This is a genomic window from Pseudomonas sp. LM13 (assembly GCF_041381355.1).
GTDB lineage: Bacteria > Pseudomonadota > Gammaproteobacteria > Pseudomonadales > Pseudomonadaceae > Stutzerimonas > Stutzerimonas frequens.
In genome coordinates, this window is sequence record NZ_JACBXH010000016.1 from 1 (window position 1) to 21,837 (window position 21,837).

General features: G+C 68.1%; 27 protein-coding genes. 6 read left to right on the forward strand and 21 right to left on the reverse strand.

Going from position 1 to position 21,837, the window contains the following annotated elements:
• Positions 1-28: 28 nt before the first annotated feature.
• From HZR81_RS11825 to HZR81_RS11880, 12 genes are all read right to left on the reverse strand, one after another.
• Positions 29-577 carry a glutathione peroxidase gene (locus tag HZR81_RS11825; protein WP_500128188.1) on the reverse strand — a complete coding sequence of 183 codons (549 nt, stop codon included), beginning with the start codon at positions 575-577 and terminating at the stop codon, positions 29-31.
• Positions 578-803: 226 nt separating this feature from the next.
• Positions 804-1,346 (reverse strand): flavodoxin, encoded by a 543-nt coding sequence (locus HZR81_RS11830; protein WP_256076581.1) that lies wholly within the window; start codon positions 1,344-1,346, stop codon positions 804-806.
• A gap of 201 nt (positions 1,347-1,547) precedes the next feature.
• Complete coding sequence (gene clpX / locus HZR81_RS11835) at positions 1,548-2,864, reverse strand: ATP-dependent Clp protease ATP-binding subunit ClpX (protein WP_500128189.1); 1,317 nt, start codon at positions 2,862-2,864, stop codon at positions 1,548-1,550.
• Entirely contained in the window at positions 2,857-3,735 is an 879-nt protein-coding gene (nifM, locus tag HZR81_RS11840) for a nitrogen fixation protein NifM (protein ID WP_500128190.1), read from the reverse strand. The genes clpX and nifM overlap by 8 nt, the downstream gene beginning before the upstream one ends.
• Complete coding sequence (locus HZR81_RS11845; protein ID WP_003302625.1) at positions 3,725-4,195, reverse strand: nitrogen fixation protein NifZ; 471 nt, start codon at positions 4,193-4,195, stop codon at positions 3,725-3,727. Before HZR81_RS11845 ends, nifM begins: the two co-directional genes overlap by 11 nt.
• A gap of 19 nt (positions 4,196-4,214) precedes the next feature.
• Positions 4,215-4,562: a nitrogenase-stabilizing/protective protein NifW gene (gene nifW, locus HZR81_RS11850; protein ID WP_003302626.1), complete on the reverse strand. Its 348-nt coding sequence runs from the start codon at positions 4,560-4,562 to the stop codon at positions 4,215-4,217.
• Positions 4,559-5,098, reverse strand: a complete 540-nt coding sequence (locus HZR81_RS11855) for a hypothetical protein (protein ID WP_003302627.1) — start codon at positions 5,096-5,098, stop codon at positions 4,559-4,561. The genes nifW and HZR81_RS11855 overlap by 4 nt, the downstream gene beginning before the upstream one ends.
• Before the next feature lie 12 nt (positions 5,099-5,110).
• Entirely contained in the window at positions 5,111-5,854 is a 744-nt protein-coding gene (gene cysE, locus HZR81_RS11860; protein ID WP_003302629.1) for a serine O-acetyltransferase, read from the reverse strand.
• Positions 5,851-6,999 (reverse strand): homocitrate synthase, encoded by a 1,149-nt coding sequence (gene nifV, locus HZR81_RS11865; RefSeq protein WP_500128191.1) that lies wholly within the window; start codon positions 6,997-6,999, stop codon positions 5,851-5,853. The genes cysE and nifV overlap by 4 nt, the downstream gene beginning before the upstream one ends.
• Before the next feature lie 136 nt (positions 7,000-7,135).
• A complete protein-coding gene (nifS, locus tag HZR81_RS11870; protein WP_256076564.1) occupies positions 7,136-8,344 on the reverse strand; it encodes a cysteine desulfurase NifS in 1,209 nt (402 codons plus the stop codon).
• A gap of 1 nt (position 8,345) precedes the next feature.
• Positions 8,346-9,287 (reverse strand): Fe-S cluster assembly protein NifU, encoded by a 942-nt coding sequence (nifU, locus tag HZR81_RS11875; RefSeq protein WP_226685740.1) that lies wholly within the window; start codon positions 9,285-9,287, stop codon positions 8,346-8,348.
• A 63-nt stretch (positions 9,288-9,350) separates the two neighbouring features.
• Entirely contained in the window at positions 9,351-9,674 is a 324-nt protein-coding gene (locus HZR81_RS11880) for a HesB/IscA family protein (protein ID WP_003302636.1), read from the reverse strand.
• Between the two features lie 93 nt (positions 9,675-9,767).
• On the opposite strand from HZR81_RS11880, the gene HZR81_RS11885 reads away from it, so the two are divergent.
• The 4 genes from HZR81_RS11885 (at position 9,768) to HZR81_RS11900 (ending at position 11,502) form a co-directional block, all read left to right on the forward strand.
• Positions 9,768-10,076, forward strand: a complete 309-nt coding sequence (locus HZR81_RS11885) for a hypothetical protein (protein WP_500128192.1) — start codon at positions 9,768-9,770, stop codon at positions 10,074-10,076.
• Positions 10,073-10,498, forward strand: coding sequence for a winged helix-turn-helix domain-containing protein (locus HZR81_RS11890; RefSeq protein WP_500128193.1), 426 nt, complete (start codon positions 10,073-10,075; stop codon positions 10,496-10,498). Before HZR81_RS11885 ends, HZR81_RS11890 begins: the two co-directional genes overlap by 4 nt.
• Positions 10,483-10,845 carry a TOBE domain-containing protein gene (locus HZR81_RS11895; protein ID WP_500128242.1) on the forward strand — a complete coding sequence of 121 codons (363 nt, stop codon included), beginning with the start codon at positions 10,483-10,485 and terminating at the stop codon, positions 10,843-10,845. Before HZR81_RS11890 ends, HZR81_RS11895 begins: the two co-directional genes overlap by 16 nt.
• Before the next feature lie 117 nt (positions 10,846-10,962).
• Positions 10,963-11,502, forward strand: coding sequence for a Plug domain-containing protein (locus tag HZR81_RS11900; RefSeq protein ID WP_264186716.1), 540 nt, complete (start codon positions 10,963-10,965; stop codon positions 11,500-11,502).
• A gap of 23 nt (positions 11,503-11,525) precedes the next feature.
• Here the strand turns inward: HZR81_RS11900 and HZR81_RS11905 are convergent, their stop codons facing one another.
• From HZR81_RS11905 to rsxA, 9 genes are read right to left on the reverse strand one after another with little or no spacing between them, the layout of a single operon-like run.
• Positions 11,526-11,924: a NifB/NifX family molybdenum-iron cluster-binding protein gene (locus HZR81_RS11905; protein ID WP_500128194.1), complete on the reverse strand. Its 399-nt coding sequence runs from the start codon at positions 11,922-11,924 to the stop codon at positions 11,526-11,528.
• A complete protein-coding gene (locus tag HZR81_RS11910; protein ID WP_226685737.1) occupies positions 11,921-12,652 on the reverse strand; it encodes a dinitrogenase iron-molybdenum cofactor biosynthesis protein in 732 nt (243 codons plus the stop codon). Before HZR81_RS11910 ends, HZR81_RS11905 begins: the two co-directional genes overlap by 4 nt.
• Positions 12,653-12,707: 55 nt before the next feature.
• Positions 12,708-12,968 (reverse strand): RnfH family protein, encoded by a 261-nt coding sequence (locus HZR81_RS11915; protein ID WP_003302641.1) that lies wholly within the window; start codon positions 12,966-12,968, stop codon positions 12,708-12,710.
• Between the two features lie 25 nt (positions 12,969-12,993).
• Positions 12,994-13,713, reverse strand: a complete 720-nt coding sequence (locus HZR81_RS11920; protein WP_003302642.1) for an electron transport complex subunit E — start codon at positions 13,711-13,713, stop codon at positions 12,994-12,996.
• Positions 13,710-14,396, reverse strand: coding sequence for an electron transport complex subunit RsxG (rsxG, locus tag HZR81_RS11925; protein ID WP_003302644.1), 687 nt, complete (start codon positions 14,394-14,396; stop codon positions 13,710-13,712). The genes HZR81_RS11920 and rsxG overlap by 4 nt, the downstream gene beginning before the upstream one ends.
• The gene (locus HZR81_RS11930; RefSeq protein ID WP_500128195.1) at positions 14,393-15,493 is read right to left on the reverse strand and encodes an RnfABCDGE type electron transport complex subunit D; all 1,101 of its coding nucleotides are present in this window, start codon (positions 15,491-15,493) and stop codon (positions 14,393-14,395) included. The genes rsxG and HZR81_RS11930 overlap by 4 nt, the downstream gene beginning before the upstream one ends.
• On the reverse strand, positions 15,490-16,956 hold the full coding sequence (gene rsxC / locus HZR81_RS11935) for an electron transport complex subunit RsxC (protein ID WP_003302647.1): 1,467 nt from the start codon (positions 16,954-16,956) through the stop codon (positions 15,490-15,492). Before rsxC ends, HZR81_RS11930 begins: the two co-directional genes overlap by 4 nt.
• A 42-nt stretch (positions 16,957-16,998) precedes the next feature.
• Positions 16,999-17,523, reverse strand: coding sequence for an RnfABCDGE type electron transport complex subunit B (locus HZR81_RS11940; RefSeq protein WP_003302648.1), 525 nt, complete (start codon positions 17,521-17,523; stop codon positions 16,999-17,001).
• Between the two features lie 35 nt (positions 17,524-17,558).
• Complete coding sequence (gene rsxA, locus HZR81_RS11945; RefSeq protein WP_003302650.1) at positions 17,559-18,131, reverse strand: electron transport complex subunit RsxA; 573 nt, start codon at positions 18,129-18,131, stop codon at positions 17,559-17,561.
• A gap of 472 nt (positions 18,132-18,603) precedes the next feature.
• Here rsxA and nifL point away from each other — a divergent pair, with 472 nt between their 5' ends.
• Entirely contained in the window at positions 18,604-20,154 is a 1,551-nt protein-coding gene (nifL, locus tag HZR81_RS11950) for a nitrogen fixation negative regulator NifL (RefSeq protein WP_500128196.1), read from the forward strand.
• Positions 20,155-20,168: 14 nt separating this feature from the next.
• Positions 20,169-21,734 carry a nif-specific transcriptional activator NifA gene (gene nifA, locus HZR81_RS11955; protein ID WP_226685730.1) on the forward strand — a complete coding sequence of 522 codons (1,566 nt, stop codon included), beginning with the start codon at positions 20,169-20,171 and terminating at the stop codon, positions 21,732-21,734.
• The last annotated feature ends 103 nt before the right edge of the window (positions 21,735-21,837 follow it).

A 21,837-nucleotide genomic window follows, 5' to 3' on the forward strand; every position in this document is an offset into this window, starting at 1 on the left:
GTCGCGGTCCGCCGGAGCTTTTTCGTTTCTATCTCTCCAGCGCCTTCTCCACCGCCGCAATCAACTGCGGGTCATCCGGCTTCACCTTGCTGGAGAAATGCGCGACGACACGCCCTTCCCGATCGACCACGTACTTGTAGAAATTCCAGCGCGGCGCTGTTCCGGTCTGCTCGGCCAGCTGGCGAAACAACGGCGTCGCATCGCTGCCCCGCACCGGCTGCGTCTGGGTCATGGTGAAGGTCACACCGTAATTCACGTAGCAGACCTCGGCCGTCTCGGCTTCGTCATCGGCCTCCTGGAAGAAGTCGTCCGAGGGCACGCCGATCACCTCCAGGCCGTCGTCCTTGTAACGCTGATAGAGCGCTTCGAGCCCCTTGAACTGCCCGGTGAAGCCGCAATGGCTGGCCGTGTTGACCACCACCAGGGCCTTGCCCTGGAACTGGCCGCACAGATCGACGGTTTCCTTGGAGCGCAACTTGGGCAGCTCGTGCTGTAGCAGGGTCGGGCATTCGCTGGCCGCCGCCGGCATTACCGGCAAGGCGAGCGCAGACAGGGCAATGAGCGTGAGAAGCTTCATGGCGAATCTCCTTCCTCGGTTCGCGATCACGCTACTCCGCCCACGGCCACCGGGCAACGGTTCGCACAGATCGCCGCCGAGCTGCGCTTCGGAGCGCGTTGGGCTTCGACGCTGCGCGTCTCAACCCAACCTACGGATTACGAGGCGCAGGTCGGGGCCGGGGTACGCAGCCTGAGCGCAGCGAAGCCCGACGCGTGGCTACAGCCGAACGAAGCTCAACGAGCGTTCACAACGGCAGTTCGAAGGCCGGGGCGATCTGTCGCAACCAGGCGCCCAGCCGCTCTTCGGTGAGGTTGCTCTGGTTGTCCAGGTCCAGCGCCAGCCCGACGAACTTGCCGTCCACCACCGCTTCGGAGTGGGTGAATTCGTAGCCCGTGGTCGGCCACTCGCCGACCAGGGTGGCGCCGCGCTCGCTGAAGAATTCGTGCAGTTCGCCCATCGCATCGAGAAACTCGTCGGCGTAGCCGACCTGATCGCCGAGGCCGAAGATGGCCACGGTCTTGCCGGTGAAATCCAGCCCCTCGATCTGCGGCAGGAATTCCTCCCAGCTTTCGTTCTCGCAATCGGCGCTCAGCCCCGGCAGCAAGCCCTCGCCCAGGGTCGGCGTGCCGAGGATCAGGTGCGAATAGCCGGCGAAGTCCTCCGCGCTCGTGCGGTTGACGTTGAGCGGATCAGCCAGGGTGTCGTCGTCGAAGCGCTTCTTGATCATCTTGGCGACCTTGCGCGTCTTGCCCGTGTTGCTGCCGAAGAAAAGTCCGATCCTGGCCATCACGCCACCTCATTGCTGTTTGGATGAATGAAACACCGCGCAGGCCCCATACCCACTCGGCAAAAGACTTCGTAGCAGGAAGCACGCCAGCCGCTGGATTATTGTAAGCACTTGAAAATAAAGCACTTTCATAAGCATTACCTGTCGCAAACCACACAAGCCGGCCGCCGGCAGCGGCATGCCGCTGTCGGCAATGCGACACTAGCCATCCACCACCAGCAGGGAACGCTGCCCGGACGCCGCGGCCGCCCGGCTGTCGGCAGGTTGCGCTTCGGCATGCTCGTCGAACTGCCTGAGCACCACCAGTTCGCTGCCCTCCTCGTCGAGGTCGAGCAGGCAACTGCGCAGTTGCGGCTGCGCCGGCATCTCGAACATGGTGCGCTGCAGCGCGCCCTCCATGACCGCGCGCAGCCCGCGCGCGCCGGTGCGACGCAGCAGCGCCTGGTCGGCGATGTGGCCGAGCGCCGCCTCGCTGAACTCCAGCTTCACGCCCTGGTAGGCGAACAGTTGCTGGTACTGCTTGACCAGCGCATTGCGCGGTTCGCTGAGGATGCGCAGCAGCGTCGCGTGGTCCAGCTCGCGGAGGAAGGTGATGATCGGGAAGCGACCGATGAACTCGGGGATCAGCCCGAACTCATGGAGGTCGTCCGGCAGCAGCGCCGCCAGCAGCTCGTTGATCGACGGCGCCTGCTGCTGCGGTCGCGCATGGAAGCCGATCGCGCTGCCACGCGGATGCACACGGCTGCCGACCAGGGTTTCCAGGCCCGGAAAGGCGCCACCGGCGATGAACAGGATGTTGCGGGTGTCCACCACCTGCTCCTCGCCGTGCTCGCCACGCCGGCCGCCCTTGCCGATGCGCACCTCGCTGCCCTCGACCAGCTTGAGCAGCGCCTGCTGCACGCCTTCGCCGGAGATGTCGCGCACCGCCGTGCCGCCCCCGCCGCGCCGTGCCAGCTTGTCCACCTCGTCGATATAGACGATGCCCCATTGCGCCTTCTGCACGTCGCCGCCGGCAGCCTCCAGCAGGCGGGCGATGATGCTGTCGACGTCGTCGCCGACGTAGCCGGCCTGGGTCAGGGTGGTGGCGTCGGCGGAGGCGAAGGGCACGCCGAGGATGCGTGCCAGGGTGCGCACCAGCAGGGTCTTGCCGGTTCCCGAGGGGCCGGCCATGAGGATGTTGGATTTCTCCAGCTCCACCGCCCCGCCCAGCTGGCAGACCGGTTCGCGGGTGCAGTTGAGCAGCCGCAGGTAGTGGTTGTAGACCGCCACCGCCAGGGTTTCCTTGGCCTCGTCCTGGCCGATCACCGACTCGTCCAGATGCTGCATGCAGGCCGCCGGGGTGAGCAGCTGCGGCGCCAGCTGCTGGGCCTGGCGCCGCTGCCCCCAACTGGTCACCACCTGGTGGGCGAGCTTGACGCAGGCCTCGCAGATGCGCCCCTCGTTGCCCGCGATCAGCGGGACCGTCGGCGATTTTTCCGCACCGCAGAACGAACAGTAGGGCTTGTCGATATCAGTCATGGGTGGCCTCCATGCGGGACGGGGCGGGTTGCAGCAGGCCGGCCAGCCATGCGCGCTGGTGCCGCTCGTGTTGACGGGCACGAAGCTTCTCGCGCAGGTGTGGCAGTACCTCCTGCAGCGTCAACTGGCCCGCGGGGTGGATCGCCTCGCAGAACACCAGGTGAAACCCCATCGGCGTCTCCACCACCGGGCCGATCTCGCCTGCGCGCAGGGCGAACAGGCAGGCTTCCAGCTGCGGATAGAGCATGCCGGGGCGTACCAGGCCGAGGTTCCCGCCGTCCATCGCCGAAGGGCATTCGGAATGTTTCAGTGCCTGTTCGGCGAAGCGCTGCGGCTTGCGCAACAGACGCTCGGCGATCAGGTTGATGCGGCGCCAGGCGCTGGTCCGGCCGTTCTCCGGGAAATCCTCGTTGATGGTGATCAGGATATGCCGCGCCAGGCGCGTGGCGGGCCGCACGAAGCGTTCCGGATGTGTGAAGTAGTACAGGCTGACATCCGTGTCGGTGATTTCCGGCAGCCCGGCACAGACGCGCTGCAACACCGTCTCGACCTTGAGCTCGCGGGCCAGCAGCTGGCGCAGCCCGGCCTCGTCGAGGCCGCTGTCGGCCAGCGCCTTGCGCAGCGCGAGCGGGTCCTCGTAGCGGGCGGCGATCTGCGCCCAGGCTTCGTCGACCTGCTCGTCCGGAATCACCACGCCGCAGGCCTCGGTGCTGTGCAGCACGGCATTCTCCAGCTGCAGCTGGCGACCGGCGATGCGCTCGGCCTGCTCGCGCTGCGGCGTGCTGAGGGCGGCCGGGTCACAACCGAAGCGCTCGTGGGCGATCTTCAGCAACTGGTAGCGGGCGCCGCCGGCAACGGGATCAATGCTCATGCTCGCCTCCCGCTTGCGCGTCGGCCCAGGCCAGGCTCGCCTCGGGCACCTGCAGCACCCGGCCGTCGCCGAAATAGACGTGGTACTGGATGCCGCCGGGCAGGTCGCGCAGCACCTTCTCGATGCTGCCGGCGCGGCCCTGCTCCACCACCACCTCGCCGCGCACGGCAAGGCTGCGGGTGGCGATCACCTGGTCGCGGAACTCGAACAGGTTGGGTATCCAGGGGTCCGACGCCGGAATCAGCTCCTCCTCGCGGCAACCCACCGTGCAGCCCTGCTCGAGGAAATGCACGCGGTAGATCAGTTGATCCTGCAGGTAGGTGCCGACGTCGTAGACGCAGCCCACCGCGCCACGGCGCATCAGCAGGGCGCCGGTGTCCTTGCCGGGATAGGTGCCGTCGTTGCGCACGTTGCGGATCAGCCTTACGGCCTGGCCATATTCGTAGAGCGGCAGGCTCATGGCGCTCACCTCCTGCGGATCAGCCCAGCAGTTGATCGAAAGGCACGAAGGTCGTCTGCGGTTCGTGCATGCGGAAGACCTTGAAGACCTTCTCGGTCTGCGCGTCGGAAGCGACGAAATCTTCGTAGGCACGCCCCAGCAGCCGGCGATAGACCGCATGCCGCACGGCATCCGGCAGATGCTCGATGTCGCCGGCCTGGCACAGGTAGTCGTGATAGCGCTGCATGATGTGCAGGCGGTTGACCTGGACCACGGACGGCACGAAGGGCACGCCGAAGAAGTTCAGGAAGTCCTCGGCGGACACCAGCTCTTCCAGCGCCTCGTCCAGAGGCCCGTCCAGGTTCGGTTCGGCGGCGTATTCGCTCATGGGCGTGTCTCCAGGGTGGCGGCAGAGGGAAAGGTGAGGATGGTGGCGTCGTTGGCCGCCAGCACCTCGAGCAGCAGGCGCGCGCCGAGGCGGTTGTCCGCGTCCAGCTCGACGACCTTCGCCAGCATCGCCTTGCCCTGGCCGAACAGGCCCAGGCGCAGGCTCAGGTAACCGGCGCCCTTGAGCGCCAGCAGATGAAAACGCAGCAGGCCGATGGCGCCGGGCGCCACGCGCGCCAGGCAGTCGGCATCGAGTGCGCGCCAGTCCGAGGGCAAGCCCAGCCGCGGCGCGACCACGTCCAGCACCTGCGCGGCGATGCCCAGCGCATCGGCATGGCGATGCTGGTAGAAGTAGAAGCGGTAGAGCCCGACCAGCACGCTGAGGTCGCCCGGCGCCAGCGCCTGCGCCGTCAGCAGCGGCCGCTCCGCCATGCCGGTGGCGTACTGCGCCGACGCCTCGTCCAGCAGCGCCGCGACGCGTGGCTGGCGCGGCTCGTCGAAATACAGGCCGTCGCCGTCGAAATCCTGCAGGTCCATGGGCGTGCTCCGTCAGCGCCCGGCCATGGCCGGGCAATCGTTTTCACACAGGCTGTTGTCCGGCTGGCACTCCTGGTAGCGCCGCTGCTGGCTGCCGGCGGCGACCAGGCCGCCCTGCTCGACCTGCTTCTCCAGGCTGTCCAGGCGTTCCAGCAGGCAGGCGATGGCCTTGCCCACCGGGTCGGGGATCAGGTGATGATCGAGATCGATGCCATGCGCATTGGGTCGGCCAGCCTCGCGCAGACGCACCACCTTGCCGGGGATACCGACCACCGTGCAGCCGTCCGGCACGTCCTGCACCACCACCGAATTGGCACCGACCCGGGCATTGCGGCCGATGCTGATCGGCCCGAGGATCTTCGCCCCGGCGCCGACCAGCACGCCATCGCCCAGGGTCGGGTGGCGCTTGCCCTTGCGCCAGCTGGTGCCGCCCAGCGTCACGCCGTGGTAGAGGGTGACGTCATCGCCGATCTCGGCGGTCTCGCCGATCACCACGCCGGCGCCGTGGTCGATGAAGAAGCGTGCGCCGATGCGGGCACCGGGGTGGATATCGACATTGCTCAGCAGCCGCCCGGCGAAACTCAGCAGGCGCGCCAGGTAGCGCCACTGGCGGCGCCACAGGCGGTGTGCGAGGCGATAGAGCATGATCGCGTGCACACCCGGATAGGTGGTCAGCACCTCCAGCGTGGAACGTGCGGCGGGGTCGCGCTGGAACACGCAACGCACGTCGTCGCGGCATTCGCGGTACAGGCTCATGCGGCACCTCCGGCCAGGGCCAGGCCCTGTTCGCACAGTTGCTGGTAGAAACCCTGCAGGTCGGCGTGCTGCGGGCTGCGCTTGGTCTGTGTGGAGAAGCGGCGGATGCAGCCGAGCAACGCGCGGCTCTGCCACTGCTCGAGCTCAATGCCCAGTTCGCGGTAGCTCAGCTCGACCATGTGCGCGCCGGAATGCTTGCCCAGCACCAGGCTGTGGCTGCGGCCGAGTTCGTCGGGATTGAGCCCCTCGTAGTTGCGCCGGTGCTTGAGCAGCCCGTCGACGTGGATGCCCGCCTCGTGGGTGAACACCCCGGCTCCGACCACGCTCTTCTGCCACGCCACCTGGCGCCCGGAGGCCTGCTCCACCAGCGCGGAGATCGAGGGAATGCCGCGCACGTCGATGCCGCAGTCGATGCCGTGCAGTTGCTTGAGCGCCAGCGCGCATTCCTCCAGCGCGGCGTTGCCGGCCCGCTCGCCGAGGCCGTTGACCGTGGTATTGATGTGCGTGGCGCCGCCCCTGACCGCCGCCAGGGTGTTGGCCGTGGCCAGGCCGAAGTCGTCGTGGGCGTGCACTTCCAGCTCCAGGTCCAGGCGCTCGGCGAGAAAGCGGAAGCGCTCATGCATGGCGAACGGCTCCATCACCCCCACCGTGTCGGCGAAGCGCAGCCGCCGCGCGCCGGCGGCCTGGGCGACCTCCGCCACGCGAACGATGAACTCCAGGTCGGCACGCGAGGCGTCCTCGCCGCCCAGGCAGACGTCCAGCCCGGCGTCGCGCGCCGCCCCCACCAGCCGTGCGACCTCGCGCAGCGCCCAGTCACGATCGCGGCCGAGCTTGTATTGCAGCATCAGGTCCGAGACCGGCAACGACAGGTCGACCATGTCCACGCCGGTGCCGCAGGCCGCCAGCAGGTCGGCGTCGCACAGCCGGCACCAGGCCAGCAGCCGCGCCGGCAGGGCCAGCCCGGCGATGGCGCGCATCACCTCGCACTCTTCCTCACCCATGCCGGGGATGCCGATCTCCAGCTCCGGCACGCCGAGCGCCGCCAGGGCGCGGGCGATGGCGAGCTTCTCCTCGGCGCTGAAGGCGACCCCGGCGCTCTGTTCGCCGTCGCGCAGGGTGGTGTCGTCGATGATCACTGTGCTCATGACTGCCTCCAGATAGTGCAATGTCACGGCGGGTCTGCGTTTTTCGTAGGAGCCGGCTTGCCGGCGATGCTTTCGATCAGCTGATTGCCAGCCAGCTGGCTCCTACACAGGGGGCCACACCTTGGGTTGACCCGCCCTAGGCGTAGACCGGTGCGAACGACTCGCCCACGTCCTCGGCCGGGCCGTTGCCGCTCCAGTAGGGCGACAGCTTGCGCAGCTGGGCGATGATCGGTGGCACCTCGCGGATCACGTAGTCGACCTGCTCCTCGGTGGTGTAGCGCGACAGCGAGAAGCGCACGCTGCCGTGGGCCGCCGTGTAGGGGATGTCCATCGCCCGCATCACATGCGAGGGTTCCAGCGAGCCGGAGGTGCAGGCCGAGCCGCTGGAGGCGGCGATGCCGACCTTGTTCAGCAGCAGCAGGATGGCCTCGCCCTCGATGTACTCGAAGGCGATGTTGGCGGTGTTCGGCAGGCGGTTGTCCGGGTCGCCGGTTACGAAGGCATGGGGCACCGCGGCAAGGATGCCGGCCTCGAGCCTGTCGCGCAGGCGCCGGACCTCGGTGTTCTCGTGCTCCATGAAGGCCAGCGCGCGCTCGGCGGCGACCCCCAGGCCGACGATCGACGCCGCGTTCTCGGTGCCGGCGCGGCGTCCGCGCTCCTGGTGACCGCCGCGCAGCAGCGGACGGAAGCGCGTGCCGCGGCGCAGGTAGAGCACGCCGACGCCCTTGGGCGCATGCAGCTTGTGGCCGGACAGCGAGAGCATGTGGATGGCGCTGTCCTCGAGGTTCATCGGCACCTTGCCGACCGCCTGCACCGCATCGGTGTGGAACATGATGCCGGCGTCGTCGGCCATCTGCGCCATCCGCTCCACCGGGAACAGCGTGCCGGTCTCGTTGTTGGCCCACATCACCGAGACGATGGCCACGTCGTCGTCGAGCAGCGCGGCGTACTCGTCCAGGTCCAGGCGGCCCTTCTTGTCCACCTTGAGCTTGTGCACGCTGTAGCCGTCCTCGGCCAGATGGTCGCACAGGCTGAGGATCGCCGGATGCTCGACCACCGTGGTGATGATGGTCTTGCGCTCGGGCTGGGCCTTGAGCGCCGAGAGGATCGCGGTGGAGTCGGCCTCGGTGCCGCAGGAGGTGAACACGATTTCCGAGTCGAACTCGGCGCCCAGCAGCCGCTGCACGCTCTGCCGGGCCTTCTTCAGCGCCATGCCGACCTGGTTGCCGAAACTGTGCATCGACGACGGGTTGCCGAACTGCTCGGTGAAGAACGGCAGCATGGCCTGCACCACTTCGTCATCGACACGGGTGGTCGCGTTGTTGTCGAGATAGATGCCGTTCATCTCACACCTCAGCCATCGCGCTGTGGGCCGGGGCACTGACCGGGACCACCTTGACGAACTCGCCGAGTTCCTCGATCAGCCGCTGCTGGATGCCGGACAGCGTCATGCTCGCCATCTGGCAGCCGGTGCAGGCGCCGGTCAGCTTGACGTAGACGTTCTTGCCCTCGACATCCAGCAGCTCGACGTCGCCGTGGTCGCGCTGCAGGGTCGGGCGGATCGATTCGAGCACCCTTTCGATACGACGGATGCGCTGCAGGTTGGTCATGGGCTGCGCGGCAGGCGCCGCTTGCGCTGCCTCCAGGGTCACCAGTGGCGCCTTGGCCTTCTTCTTCGCCGCCCTGGCGCCGGTGCCGGCCGGGACGAAGATCTCGCCGCGCGCGGCCAGTTCCTCGACCAGCAACCGCTCGATGCCCTCGTGGCAGGACGAGCAGCCGCCGCCGGCCTTGGTGTAGTTGGTCACGTCCTCGACGCTGGAAAGGCGGTTGGCGCGGATGGTCTCGCGCACCATCACCTCGTCGATGGCGAAGCACTTGCAGACCAGCGCGCCCTCCTCATGGTCGTCTTCCAGTTCTTCGCCGCGGTAGTTGGCCACCGCCGCCTGCAGGGCCTCGCGGCCCATCACCGAGCAGTGCATCTTCTCCGGCGGCAGGCCGTCGAGGAAATCGGCGATGTCCTGGTTGCTGATCTTCAACGCCTGGTCGACGGTCAGCCCCTTGATCATCTCGGTCAGCGCCGAGCTCGATGCGATCGCCGAGCCGCAGCCGAAGGTCTGGAAACCGGCGTCGAGAATCACGTCGGTGTCGGGATCGACCTTCAGCGACAGCCGCAGGGCATCGCCGCAGCTCAGCGAGCCGACGTCGCCGACGGCATTGGCCTCGGCCACGGCACCGGCGTTCTTCGGGTTGTAGAAGTGTTCTTTGACCTTTTCCGAATAATCCCACATGACGGCTGATCTCCCGGTGAAATGCTGGGCGGCTGGTCCTGGCCGGCCGCCTCGTAGTGGCGCTTAGCAAGCGAAGGACTTGCCGCAGTTGCAGCCACCGCTGGCGTTCGGATTGACGAAGGTGAAACCGCTGCCTTCCATGCTGTCGACGAAATCCATGGTCACACCGGCGAGCAACGGCGCGCTGGCATCGTCGATCAGCACGGTGAAGGCGCCGCAGTCGACCCGCTGGTCGCCGGCGAGGTCCTGCTCCTCCAGCTTCAGGCTGTACTTCAGCCCCGCACAGCCGCCACCCTCGACGCTGATGCGCAAGCCGGCGGTGGGCTTGCCGGCGTTGCTGATGAAGCGGCTAACCGCGCACTTGGCGCTCTCGGTCAAAGTAATCATCGGCATGTCTCCTCGGCTGGACGCGGCTGCCTGGGCAACCTGTAGCAGGGGAGGTGCAACCGCCATGCCACACCCGAAAAGAAACGAAAATCCATGATTATCAACAGGTTGCAGGAAGGCCGTGCCAACCCCGGCTGTCGCGAACAGGACTTGCCGAAGGCGAATGTCACCTTTGCTACAAGCCCGGTCCCGCCCTACACGCGAATCGAAACCGCTGGCTTCGCGATGTTTACTTATATACAAAGCGACATAGATAAAGCCTGCCTGTCACGACCCGCACATTCGCGAATCCGCCGAGCACAAAGCCAAGCCCTTGAAAACCGGCCGCTTTCCCGGCATGCCAGCCTGGCGACGGTTTTGCAGGTGGTGGCGAGACAGCCTTTCCCAGGAGCTCTTCCATGAATGTCCCACCCCTCCAGATACAGATACCCGGCGAATGCCAGCTCAGGCCCACATCCATTCGCAACGCCGAGCGCAACCTCGAGCTGCTGGCATCGATCGAGGCATCCGGCTCCATCAGCCGTGCCGCCAAGCGGATCCGGCTCAGCTACAAGAGCGCCTGGGACTGCGTGGATGCCATGAACAACCTGTCCCAGGCGCCCTTGATCGACTATTCGGCCGAAGTCGGCACCCACCTGACCGAGTACGGAAGACGCCTGCTGGAAGCCTGGCAGCAGTTGCGCGAAGCGCCCCCTCCGCCGAGCCGCTGGAAGCGGCCGAAATCCAGCGGCAACTGCGCGCGCTGTCGCTCAGCACCAGCGCACGCAACCAGTACCGCGGACGCATCAGCCGTATCGAGCGCGATGCCATCGAAGGCTGCGTGACGCTGGATATCGGCGAAGGCGTGACACTGCAGGCGACAGTGTCGAATGACAGCCTGGAAGAGATGCAACTGCGCGAGGGCACGATGGCCATGGCCCTGATCAAGGCCGACTTCGTGATGCTGTCGCCCGATCCGGCGGTGCGCATCGGCGCCCGCAACCGCCTGCACGGCAAGCTGTTGAGCCTGATTCCCGGCGCCGTGCGCAGCGAAGTCAAGCTGCGCCTGTCGCCGGGCCGCACGCTGACCGCCCTGGTGACCAATGCCAGCGTCGCCGAACTGGGCCTGGGCAGCGGCCAGGACTGCACCGCGCTGATCAAGGCCTCGCACGTCATCGTCGCCGCCGAGTGAGCGGCTCCAGCGGAGCGCCATGACCGCCGAAGCTCGACGCTCGCCCATGCTCAGTCGGCCCCATCCGCACCGGCCGACCTCGGCACCATCGTCGTCGACAACCGTGGCGAAGACAGCCTGGGCGCGGCCCGGTCGGTCGGCCGCGAGCAGATCCGCGCCCATGACCGCGAGACCCTCGGCACGGCGCTCGACCTGCTCCCGGGCGTGACCCTCAGCCGCGGCGGCGCGCGCAACGAAGAGATGGTCCACGTGCGCGGCTTCGACCTGCGCCAGGTGCCGATCTTCGTCGACGGCATCCCCATCTACGTCCCCTACTACGGCTACGCGGACCTCAGCCGCTTCACCACCTTCGACCTGGGATGGGTCGAGGTGGTCGGCCTGTCCATCGACTCTTCGTCGCCTCTAGCATCGCCAGCGACGCGTCCCTGCGCTTCGTCTACCCGGCGCACGCGGGCTCAACCCCGGCCATGTCGCGATCACCGCCGGCACGCGGGAGCCGGAGGCGGCCGAAGCCTTCGTCGCCTTCGTGCTGTCCGTCAGCGGACATCCGCAAGCTGCCGGTGCGCCCGTCGGTCTACGCCGAGCTGCTGGCCGGCCACCACGACCCGTTCCGCGCCGCCGCAGCCTACAATTACGGTCTGGCGGCCGCCCTCATAATCCACGCCTCCGCCAATCCACACTCATGGATGCCGATGGCCCTCGCCACCACAGCCCGGCTCATCGTGCGGCAATCCCGCTGGCAGGGTGCCGGCGAGCCAGGCCTTCACGGCGCGCAGCGGATCGCTCTCGGCGGTGGTCAACAGCGTCACGCCGCGCTCGCCCAGGCGGCGCACCACGCCGTCGCCGGCGCTGGCGGCGATGGCCACGTCCACCGCGTGCAGCGGATGGCGTTCGGGCTGGGCGCTGACGTGCCACTCGTGCAGGCAGGCCTGTTCGTCCAGCGCCAGGCGGTAGACCGATTCCGGCGCCTCGCCGGGCCAGATGTCGTACACCTGCCAATGATGCGCCCGGCCGGCATGCCCGGCGACCTTGCCGTGGCGGTCGATGGCCACGGCGACCAGCCTGCGCGCGTCGCTCATGCCCAGGCCGCCTCGTCGTCGGAACGGTCGAAGCGCACCCGCTGTTCCGCACTCACGCCCAGCAGCTTGGCCAGCCACGGCGGCGGGCTGCCGGCCATGACGGTCTGCAGGTCGGCGAGGATCTGCCGCGCCTCGCCGCCGGCTTTCTTGATCGGATACAGGCCGCTGCGGACCACCTTGGCCGCCGCCGGGCCGCCGATGGAGACCACGTAGAGCACCTGGCAGTCGCCGATCAGTTCGGCGCGCGCGCCGTTGCGGTCCTCGGCGAACTCGGTGTCCAGCGCCGAGCGCACGTCCACCAGCGCCAGGCTGTCGACGCCGACCTGGTAGACCAGGAAGCGCAGGCAGGAGCCGAAGTGGCCATCCAGCCGTTCGCCGTTGTTGGAGGCCACGGCCACCCGGATCGAACCTTCCGGCACGACGTCCAGGGCCTCCGCCTGCGGCAGGTCGTCGTCGACGCCTTCGCCCCAGAGGATGCGCACCGCCTCCTTCAGCGCCGGCAGGCCGATGCCGATGTCCTCGCCGTCCTCCTCGCCATCGGCACTGGCGAAGGCGGTCTTGAGGTCGGTGACGGTCACGCGCTGCAGGCTCTCTTCGTTCAGTTCGCCTTCGATCCGCTGATGCAGGATCTCCAGCAGGCGGCCCACGCCCACCTCGGGCAGGGCCCGGGCGGCCAGGGCGATGCGCAGTGCGGTTTCACGGTTCATTTTCGGGGGCTGGCTGTCCATCGGTCGCTCCTCTCTGGGCTGTTCTCATTCACGGTGGTTGTCTGCGACGATCGCTTCAGTCGTCGTCATCGTCGTCTTCGTCCAGCACGCGCGTGATGCGCTGGTAGATCTCCACCCGATCGCCCTCCTTCAGCGGGCTGTCGAGCTTGACGAACTTGCCGTAGACGCCGACCTTCTGCCTGCCCAGGTCGATATCCGGGCAGTAGCGCAGCAGGCCGGACTGCTCGATGGCCTCGGCCACGCTGCAGCCCTCCGCCACCCGGCAATCGAACAGCAGGGGTTGCCGGGGTGCGGCGTATACAACGGAAATCTTCATGGTGCGCTTCGCTCCTCGGCCGGCCTCACTGCAGCACGATCAGTTCGCCATGGGTCCTGACCCGTCGCTCGGCGCGGCGGCGGTCGACCACCCGCTTGAACGCCAGCACGAAGCCCAGGACGATGAATGCCCCGGGCGGCAGGATCGCCAGCAGAATCCCCTGGAAGTCGGGAAAGACGGTGATCTCCAGCCAGCGGAAGTGCTCGCCCAGCAGCAGCGAGGCCTGGGCGAACAGCGTGCCGCTGCCAAGAATCTCGCGCACCCCGCCGATCACGATCAGCACCCAGGTGAAGCCGATGCCCATGCCGGCGCCATCGAGGATCGAGGGCAGCACCGGGTTGCGGCTGCTGAAGGATTCGGCGCGGCCGAGCACCGCGCAGTTGGTCACGATCAGCGCGATGAACAGCCCCAGCACCTTGTACAGCTCGTGCATCCAGGCGTTCATCGCCATGTCGATGAGCGTCACCACGCCGGCGATGATGCCGATCATCAGCGGGTTGCGCACCGCCGGCGAAATGCTGTGGCGCAGCGCCGAGACGATCGCGTTGGTGATCATCAGCACCAGCGTGGTGGCCAGGCCCATGCCCAGGCCGTTGGTGGCGGTGGTGGTCACCGCCAGCGCCGGGCACAGCGCGAGCATCTGCACCAGGGCGACGTTGTAGTCCCACAGCGCCGAGCTGAAGTAGCCGAACAGCCCCTTGGGCGTGGCTGCCGCGACCTCGGGTGATCCACAATGGCTGCTCATGGCCGGGTCTCCTGGTTGGACTGGACAGTGGACTGGCGGGCCTGGAATTCGAGCGTTCGCACCACGCCCTTGACGATGGCCCGCGGGGTGATGGTGGCGCCGGCGAACTGGTCGAACTGGCCGCCGTCCTTCTTCACCGCCCACCGATCCAGCGCTGTGTTGGCCAGCGACAGGCCGTCGAAGCCCTTGATCCAGTCGCTGCGGGCGATTTCGATCTTGTCCGCCAGGCCGGGGGTTTCCTTGTGGCTGAGCACCCGCACGCCGAGGATGCGGCCTTCGTTGTCGAGGGCGATGAGCTGGACGATCGGGCCGCCGTAGCCGACGGTGCTGACCTGGAAGGCGGTCGCCGTCAGTTGCCCGGCACGCCGCGCCGGGTACACCTCGACCAGGCCCAGTTCGGCATCCTCGAGCTCGAAGGCGTCGGCCAGCGGGTCGTTGTCGTAGAGCGCCTGCGGCAGGACCTGGCGCAGCACGGCCAGGCGGTCCTGCAATTCGGCATCGACGATCCGCTGCCGGGTCAGCTGGTTGCCCAGCAGCAGCACCACGGCCACCAGGGCGCAGACCAGCCCCAGCGACAGCGCCTGGTAGGCGACCCGGTCGCGCCAGGCCTCGATCAGGCCGGGTCGGACGGCCGACGGTTCGCTGCCGGACTCTGCGGGCGGAACCTGGGTCATCTCGTTCATACCTTGTCGACCTCCTTCACCTGGCTGGTCCATTTCGCCGCCACCAGCGGCTTGCCCCGCGCGTTGCGCCCATAGGCGCGCGGCCGGCAGAGCCGGTCGATCAGCGGCACCAGGGCGTTCATGAACAGCACCGCGAAGGCCACCGCCTCGGGGAAATTGCCCCAGCTGCGGATGATGAACACCAGCGCCCCGCAGCCGATCGCGAAGACCAGCCGCCCGCTGCGGCTGGTCGGCGAGGTCACCGGGTCGGTGGCGATGAACAGCGCGCCGAGCAGCAACCCGCCCGAGGTCAGGTGGAACAGCCCGCCGCCATACACCTGCGGATTGATCTGGTGCGCCAGCGCCGCCAGCGCCGCCACCGTCAACAGCATGCCCAGCGGGATCTCCCAGTGGATGATGCGCAGCGCCAGCAACCAGAGCCCGCCGAGCAGGATCAGCAGCTCCGAGGTCTCGCCGAGGCTGCCGCCGCTGTAGCCGAGAAAGGCCGGCAGCAGGTCGAAATGCTCGGCGAGGATCTGCGTGGCGCCATGGCCCAGGGTCAGCTCGGTCTGCAACTGGCCCAGCGCCGTGGCGCCGCTCAGGCCATCGGCCAGCGTCCCGCCGGCGAAGGTGATGCGCAGGCCTTCGAGCCAGCCGGGCGCGCCCGCCGCGCCCAGCGGCAGGGGCAGCGCCCAGGTGGTCATCTGCAGCGGAAAGGCGATCAGCAGCGCCACCCGCGCCAGCATCGCCGGGTTGAACACGTTCTGCCCGACGCCGCCGTACAGCTGCTTGCCGATGCCGATGGCGAAGACGCTGCCGGCCACGGCGATCCACCAGGGCGCCCAGGGCGGCAGCGTCAGCGCCAGCAGCCAGCCGCTGAGCAGCGCGCTGCCGTCCAGCAGGCGGCGCAGCGGCCGGCCGAGCAGGTACAGGCAGACGGCCTCGCAGGCCACCGCGCTGGCGCAGGTCAGCAGCCACAGGTTGATCGCCGGCCAGCCGAACAGGTACAGCCCCCAGGCCGTCGCCGGCAGCAGCGCCAGGCACACGTGCAGCATGATGCGGTCGACCGAGGAGCGGTCGTGGGCGAACGGCCCCGATGCGATACCTGGCGCGCTCATGACGACACCTCGCTGCTGGCGGCCGGCGCCGCCGTCTTGCGTTTCTTCGCGGCCTTGGCCGCCGCCCTGGCCGCTTCTTCCTCGGCCAGGCGTGCCTCGCGCGCCTCGGTGAGGCGCTTGATGTAATCGTTCTTGCGTGCGGCGCTGCGGCGTTCGTCCTGCTGGCCGACGGCATACTGGAAGTACTGCACCAGCGGGATGTGCGACGGGCAGACGTAGGCGCAGCAGCCGCAGAGGATGCAGTCGCGCAGGCCGTACTCGCTGGCGCCGTCGAAATCGTCGACGCGGGTGCGCGCGGCCATCTCCAGCGGCGCCAGGCCCATCGGGCAGGCATCCACGCAGCGCGCGCAGCGGATGCACGGCGCGCTGTCGTCATGCGGCAACTCGTGGCGGTCGAGCGCCAGCAGGCCGGTGGCCCCCTTGATCACCGGCACCGCCGTCGACGGCAGCGGCATGCCCATCATCGGCCCGCCGAGCAGCAGTTGCCGCGGCTCGCGCAGCAGCCCGCCGCAGGTGTCGAGCAGCGCCTGCGCCGGCGTGCCGATCAGGGTCTCGACGTTGCGCGGGCTGCTCACGCAGCCGCCGGCCACCGTCACCACCCGCGAGATCAGCGGGCGGCCGTGGCGCAGCGCCTGCTGGATCGCGTAGACCGTGCCAGCGTTGTGCACCAGCACGCCGACGTCGGTGCTGCGCCCGCCGGCCGGCACCTCGCGGCCGGTGACCTGGCGGATCAGTTGCTTGGCCGAGCCCATCGGGTAGAGCGCCGGCACCGCCACCACCTCGACGGCGCCGTAGGGCTCGCTGGCCGCGCGCATGGCCGCCAGCGCCGCCGGCTTGTTGTCCTCGATGGCGATGACGATGCTGTAGGCGCGCAGGATGTGCTGGATCAGCCGCGCGCCGTCGACCACCGCCTCGGCGCGCTCGCGCATCAGCCGGTCGTCGCAGCTCAGGTACGGCTCGCATTCGCTGCCGTTGACCAGCACCGTCTTGATCTCGTGCTTCGTGCCCTGCTTGAGTTTCACCGCAGCCGGGAAGATCGCCCCGCCGAGTCCGACCACGCCGGCATCGGCGACACGCTGGGCGAGCCGCTGCGGGGCCTCGGCGAAGGGATCGGCCGGTACGTCCAGCTCGATCCAGCGCTCCTCGCCATCGCATTCGAGCACCATGCCATTGACCTGGAGCCCGGACGGGTGCGGCGCGTCGATCGGCCCGATCGAGACGATGCGCCCGGAACTCGGCGCATGGATCGGCGCCGAGAGCTCGGTGGGCGAGCCGGCCAGCAACTGGCCCTTGAGCACCCGTTCGCCCGCCTTCACCACCGGCAAGGCCTCGGCCCCGGCGTGCTGGCGCAACGGCAGGTACAGGCGCGGCGGCAGTGGCTGCACGGCGATGCCGAGGGCGGCCGAGCGGTCCTTGTGGGCGGCGGGATGGATGCCGCCGCGAAAATGCGCGAGGTGGAACATGGTCGACTCCCGGGGTCTGACGCCCCTGTTCATCAGGCGAAATCAGGCGGCCCGGGGCTTGGCCCAGCGCCAATGGTCCAGCGTCGGTTCCTGGGCCGCGAGGGCGATGCAGTCTTCCGGGCAGGCCTCCAGGCATTTGCCGCAACCGGTGCAGGCGTTGCTCAAGACGCAATGGATCTGCCCATTGGCGCCGACGATGGCGTCGGTCGGGCAGGCGCGAAAGCAGCGCGTGCAGCCGGTGCACTCGGCGGCATCGATGCGCGCCAGCATCGGCGCGGCGAGCGCGCTGGCATCCAGCGGCACGCCGAGCAGCTCGGCCAGACGCTCGGCCAGCGCGGCGCCGCCGGGCGGGCAGCAGGTGACCGCGGCGCGGCCCTCGACCAGGGCGCTGGCCGCCGCGCCGCAGCCCGGATAGCCGCACTGCCCGCACTGGCTGCCGGGCATCAGCGCCTCGATCTCCTTGACCAGCGGATTCTCCTCCGAGACCGCCAGGTAGCGTGCCGCCAGGCCGAGACCGCCGCCCAGCAGCAGGCCCATCAGTGCGAGAACCAGAATTGCGCCCAGCATCGTTCCTCCTTCGCCAGCCTCGCCGGCAGCAGCGTTCAGATCAGGCCGGCGAAGCCCATGAAGGCCATCGCCAGCAGCCCGGCGGTGACGAAAGCGATCGGCGCGCCGGCGAAAGCCGCCGGCACGCTGGCCAATGCCAGCCGCTCGCGCAGACCGGCGAAGATCACCATCACCAGGGTGAAACCCAGCGCCGAGCCCAGGCCGAACAACCCCGCCTCGGCCAGCCCGTGGCCCTCGCGCACGCTGATCAGCGGCACGCCCAGCACGGCGCAGTTGGTGGTGATCAGGGGCAGGTAGATACCCAGGGAACGATGCAGCGGCGGGCTGACCTTGCGGATGACCATCTCGATCAGCTGCACCATGCCGGCGATCACCAGGATGTAGGAAAGGATGCGCAGGAAGCCGATACCCAGCGGCAGCAGCACGTAGTGTTCGAGCAACCAGCTGCTGATGCCGCCCAGGGTCATCACCAGGGTCGTTGCCAGGCCCATGCCCAGCGAGGGATCGAGCTTGCCGGACACGCCCATGAACGGACACAGGCCGAGGAAGTAGACCAGCACCACGTTGTTGACCAGTACGGTGCCGATCAGGAACAGCGCGTATTCCATAAACCCTCTCCGCTGTAATGGCGCTGCACCGTTGTCGGGCAACGCGACGTCACGAGAGGGTTTTGCATCAAGCATGCCACGCCCCGCCAGACGTCCCGGAGCCCCCCGGGAGCCCGGGATTCGTTGATGCAGATCAACGAAGCTCGCGATAGCGCAGCCCCCGACGGCGCTGGCGGGACGGATTTTGTGGGATTTACGACAGGTCCAGAGGGGCAGGCGCGCCTCCCTGTGGGTTTTGCAACAGCGCAACGGGCGTTTGCCGGGCGCAAATGCGCCTGCGCAACCTGTTTAGGGCCCTTGCGGGGTCGCCGACGTGGAATGTGACCGGCGGCACGCGGTTTGCAAAACCCGAGGGGGCTGTTGCCATTTCATTCGCGACCTCGATGAAACGGCAACAGCCCCTAACCGTATGGCTTTGCAGCGGATACCGGCGCACAGACGTCGGCTTCGCCGCATCGATGAGGACATGCACATGACCCAGGCCACCCCCGAGCGCGACGTGGGGCAACCCGCCGCGTCCGATGGATTGGCGCCCGAGGTGTTCCAGCAAGCCGTGGAACACGCGCCGATCGCCATCTCCATCACCGATCTGAAGGCCAACATCCTCTATGCCAACCGCGCCTTCAGCGCCATCACCGGCTACGACAGCGCCGAGGTGATCGGCAAGAACGAGTCGATGCTGTCCAACGGCACCACCCCGCGGCTGGTCTACCAGGCGCTCTGGAGCCGCCTGGCGCAGAAGAAGGCCTGGTCCGGCATGCTGATCAACCGGCGCAAGGACGACAGCTGCTACCTCGCCGAGCTGACCGTGGCACCGGTGCTCGACGAGCACGAGCGGACCATCCATTACCTGGGCATGCACCGCGACAGCAGCGACCAGCACAAGCTCGAACAGCGCGTCAGCAACCAGCGCCTGATCATCGAGGCGGTGGTCGACAGCGCGCCGGCGGCCATCGTCGTGCTCGATCACGCCCTGCGCATCCGCCTGTCCAATCCCAGCTTCAACCGCCTGGCCGCCGAGCTCGGCGACCAGGCCACGCCCGCGCAACTGGTGAGCCTGCTGCAGGACAACCTCGGCGGCGCCATCGAGGCGCTGAAGACGCATGGCCAGGCCTTCACCGGCAAGGAAGTCACCTTCGACCTCGGCGGCCACGCCCCGCGCTGGCTGTCCTGCCACGGCCGCGCCATCCGCATCGAGGGCGAGCGCGCCGACGATTTCTTCGACCCGGGCGAGGAAAACTACCTGCTGCTCACGATCAACGACATCACCGGGCTGCGCCAGCAACAGCAGGCCTCCCAGCTCAACGCGCTGAAGGTGCTGATGGCCGAGGAAGAGTTGCTCGACGGCATGCGCGAGACCTTCAACGGCGCCATCCACCGCCTGCAGGGCCCGGTCAACCTGATCAGCGCCGCGCTGCGCATGCTCGAACGGCGCCTGGGCGACAGCGCCGAGGGCGACCCGGTGCTCAGCGCCATGCGCGAAGCCAGCCAGGCCGGCATGGACGCGCTGGAAAGCCTCAGCGGCTCGATCCCGCAGCGCCAGACCGGCAGTTGCGTGCCGGTCAACGTCAACCAGCTGATCCGCGAAGTGGTCAGCCTGATGACCGACAGGCTGCTCGCCCAGGGCATCGTCGTCGACTGGCAACCGGCGCTGCGCCTGCCCTGGGTGATGGGCGCCGAAGGCCGGCTGCGCAGCATGATCAAGCAGTTGCTGGACAACGCCATCGAGGCCATGAGCCAGAACCAGGACAACCCGCGCACGCTGTCGATCGTCACCAGTGTCCAGGGCCAGCGCGTGGTGCGCCTGGAAATCGCCGACAGCGGCCCGGGCATCGCGCCGGAACTGGCGTTCAAGGTGTTCGAACCCTTCTTCAGCACCAAGCCGCCACACAAGGCTGGCCGCGGCATGGGCCTGGCCATGGTGCAGGAAACCGTCACCGAGCATGCCGGCACGGTGCATATCGACAGCGGCTACGATCAGGGCTGCAGGATCGTCGTCGAACTGCCCTTCTCGGCCAGTTGACAGGGGGAGCTCGCATGAACGCCACATTCGCCGAACGCCCCGTCACGCCGACCCGCAGCGAACTGCTGGACGCTCAACTGCAGGCGCTGGCGCAGATCGCCCGCATCCTCAACCGCGGCCGGCCCATCGAGGAACTGCTGGCCGATATCCTCGCCGTGCTGCACGAAGACCTCGGCCTGCTGCACGGACTGGTCTCCATCTGCAACCCGAAGGACGGCAGCCTGCAGGTGGGCGCCGTGCACAGCGATTCCGAAGCCGTGGTGCGGGCCTGCGAAAGCGCCCGCTACCGCATCGGCGAAGGCGTGTTCGGCAACATCCTCAAGCACGGCAACAGCGTGGTGCTCGGCCGCATCGACGCCGAACCGCGCTTTCTCGACCGGCTGGCGCTGTACGACATGGACCTGCCCTTCATCGCCGTGCCGATCAAGGCCGTCGACGGCACCACCATCGGCGTGCTGGCGGCGCAACCCGACCGCCGTGCCGATGAGCTGATGCCCGAGCGCACCCGCCTGATGGAAATCGTCGCCCGCCTGCTGGCGCAGACCGTGCGCCTGGTGGTGAACATCGAGGACGGCCAGGAAGTGGTCGACGAGCGCGACGAACTGCGCCGCGAAGTCCGCGCCAAGTACGGCTTCGAGAACATGGTGGTGGGCCACACCGCCTCCATGCGCCGGGTATTCGACCAGGTACGGCGGGTGGCCAAGTGGAACAGCACCGTGCTCATCCTCGGCGAATCCGGCACCGGCAAGGAACTGATCGCCAGCGCCATCCACTACAACTCGCCGCGCGCGCACCAGCCGCTGGTGCGCCTGAACTGCGCCGCGCTACCGGAAACCCTGCTCGAATCGGAACTGTTCGGCCACGAGAAAGGCGCCTTCACCGGCGCCGTGAAGCAGCGCAAGGGCCGTTTCGAACAGGCCGACGGCGGCACCCTGTTCCTCGACGAGATCGGCGAGATCTCGCCGATGTTCCAGGCCAAGCTGCTGCGCGTGCTGCAGGAAGGCGAGCTGGAGCGCGTCGGCGGCACCCAGACGGTGAAGGTCAACGTGCGCATCGTCGCCGCCACCAACCGCGACCTGGAGCACGAGGTGGAGCAAGGCAAGTTCCGCGAAGACCTCTACTACCGGCTCAACGTCATGGCCATCCGCGTCCCGCCGCTGCGCGAGCGCAGCGGCGACATCCCGGAACTGGCCGAATTCCTCCTCGACAAGATAGCCCGCCAGCAGGGCCGCACGCTCAAGCTGACCGACAGCGCCCTGCGCCTGCTGATGAGCCACCGCTGGCCGGGCAACGTGCGCGAGCTGGAGAACTGCCTGGAACGCTCGGCGATCATGAGCGAGGACGGCACCATCAGCCGCGACGTGGTCTCGCTCACCGGCCTCGACCACGACGCCACGCCGCTGGCGCCGGTCCCCGAGGTCGACCTCGCCGACGACAGCCTCGACGACCGCGAACGCGTCATCGCCGCCCTGGAACAGGCCGGTTGGGTCCAGGCCAAGGCCGCCCGCCTGCTCGGCATGACGCCCCGGCAGATCGCCTACCGGGTGCAGACGCTGAACATTCACATGCGCAAGATCTGAACGGCACAGCGCCCCCTCGAGCGCCACGTCCGGGCCTCGAATACAGTGGACACCTGTTGAGTCCTTAATACGGCTAGTAGGCATTCTAATGAATGCCTGCCTA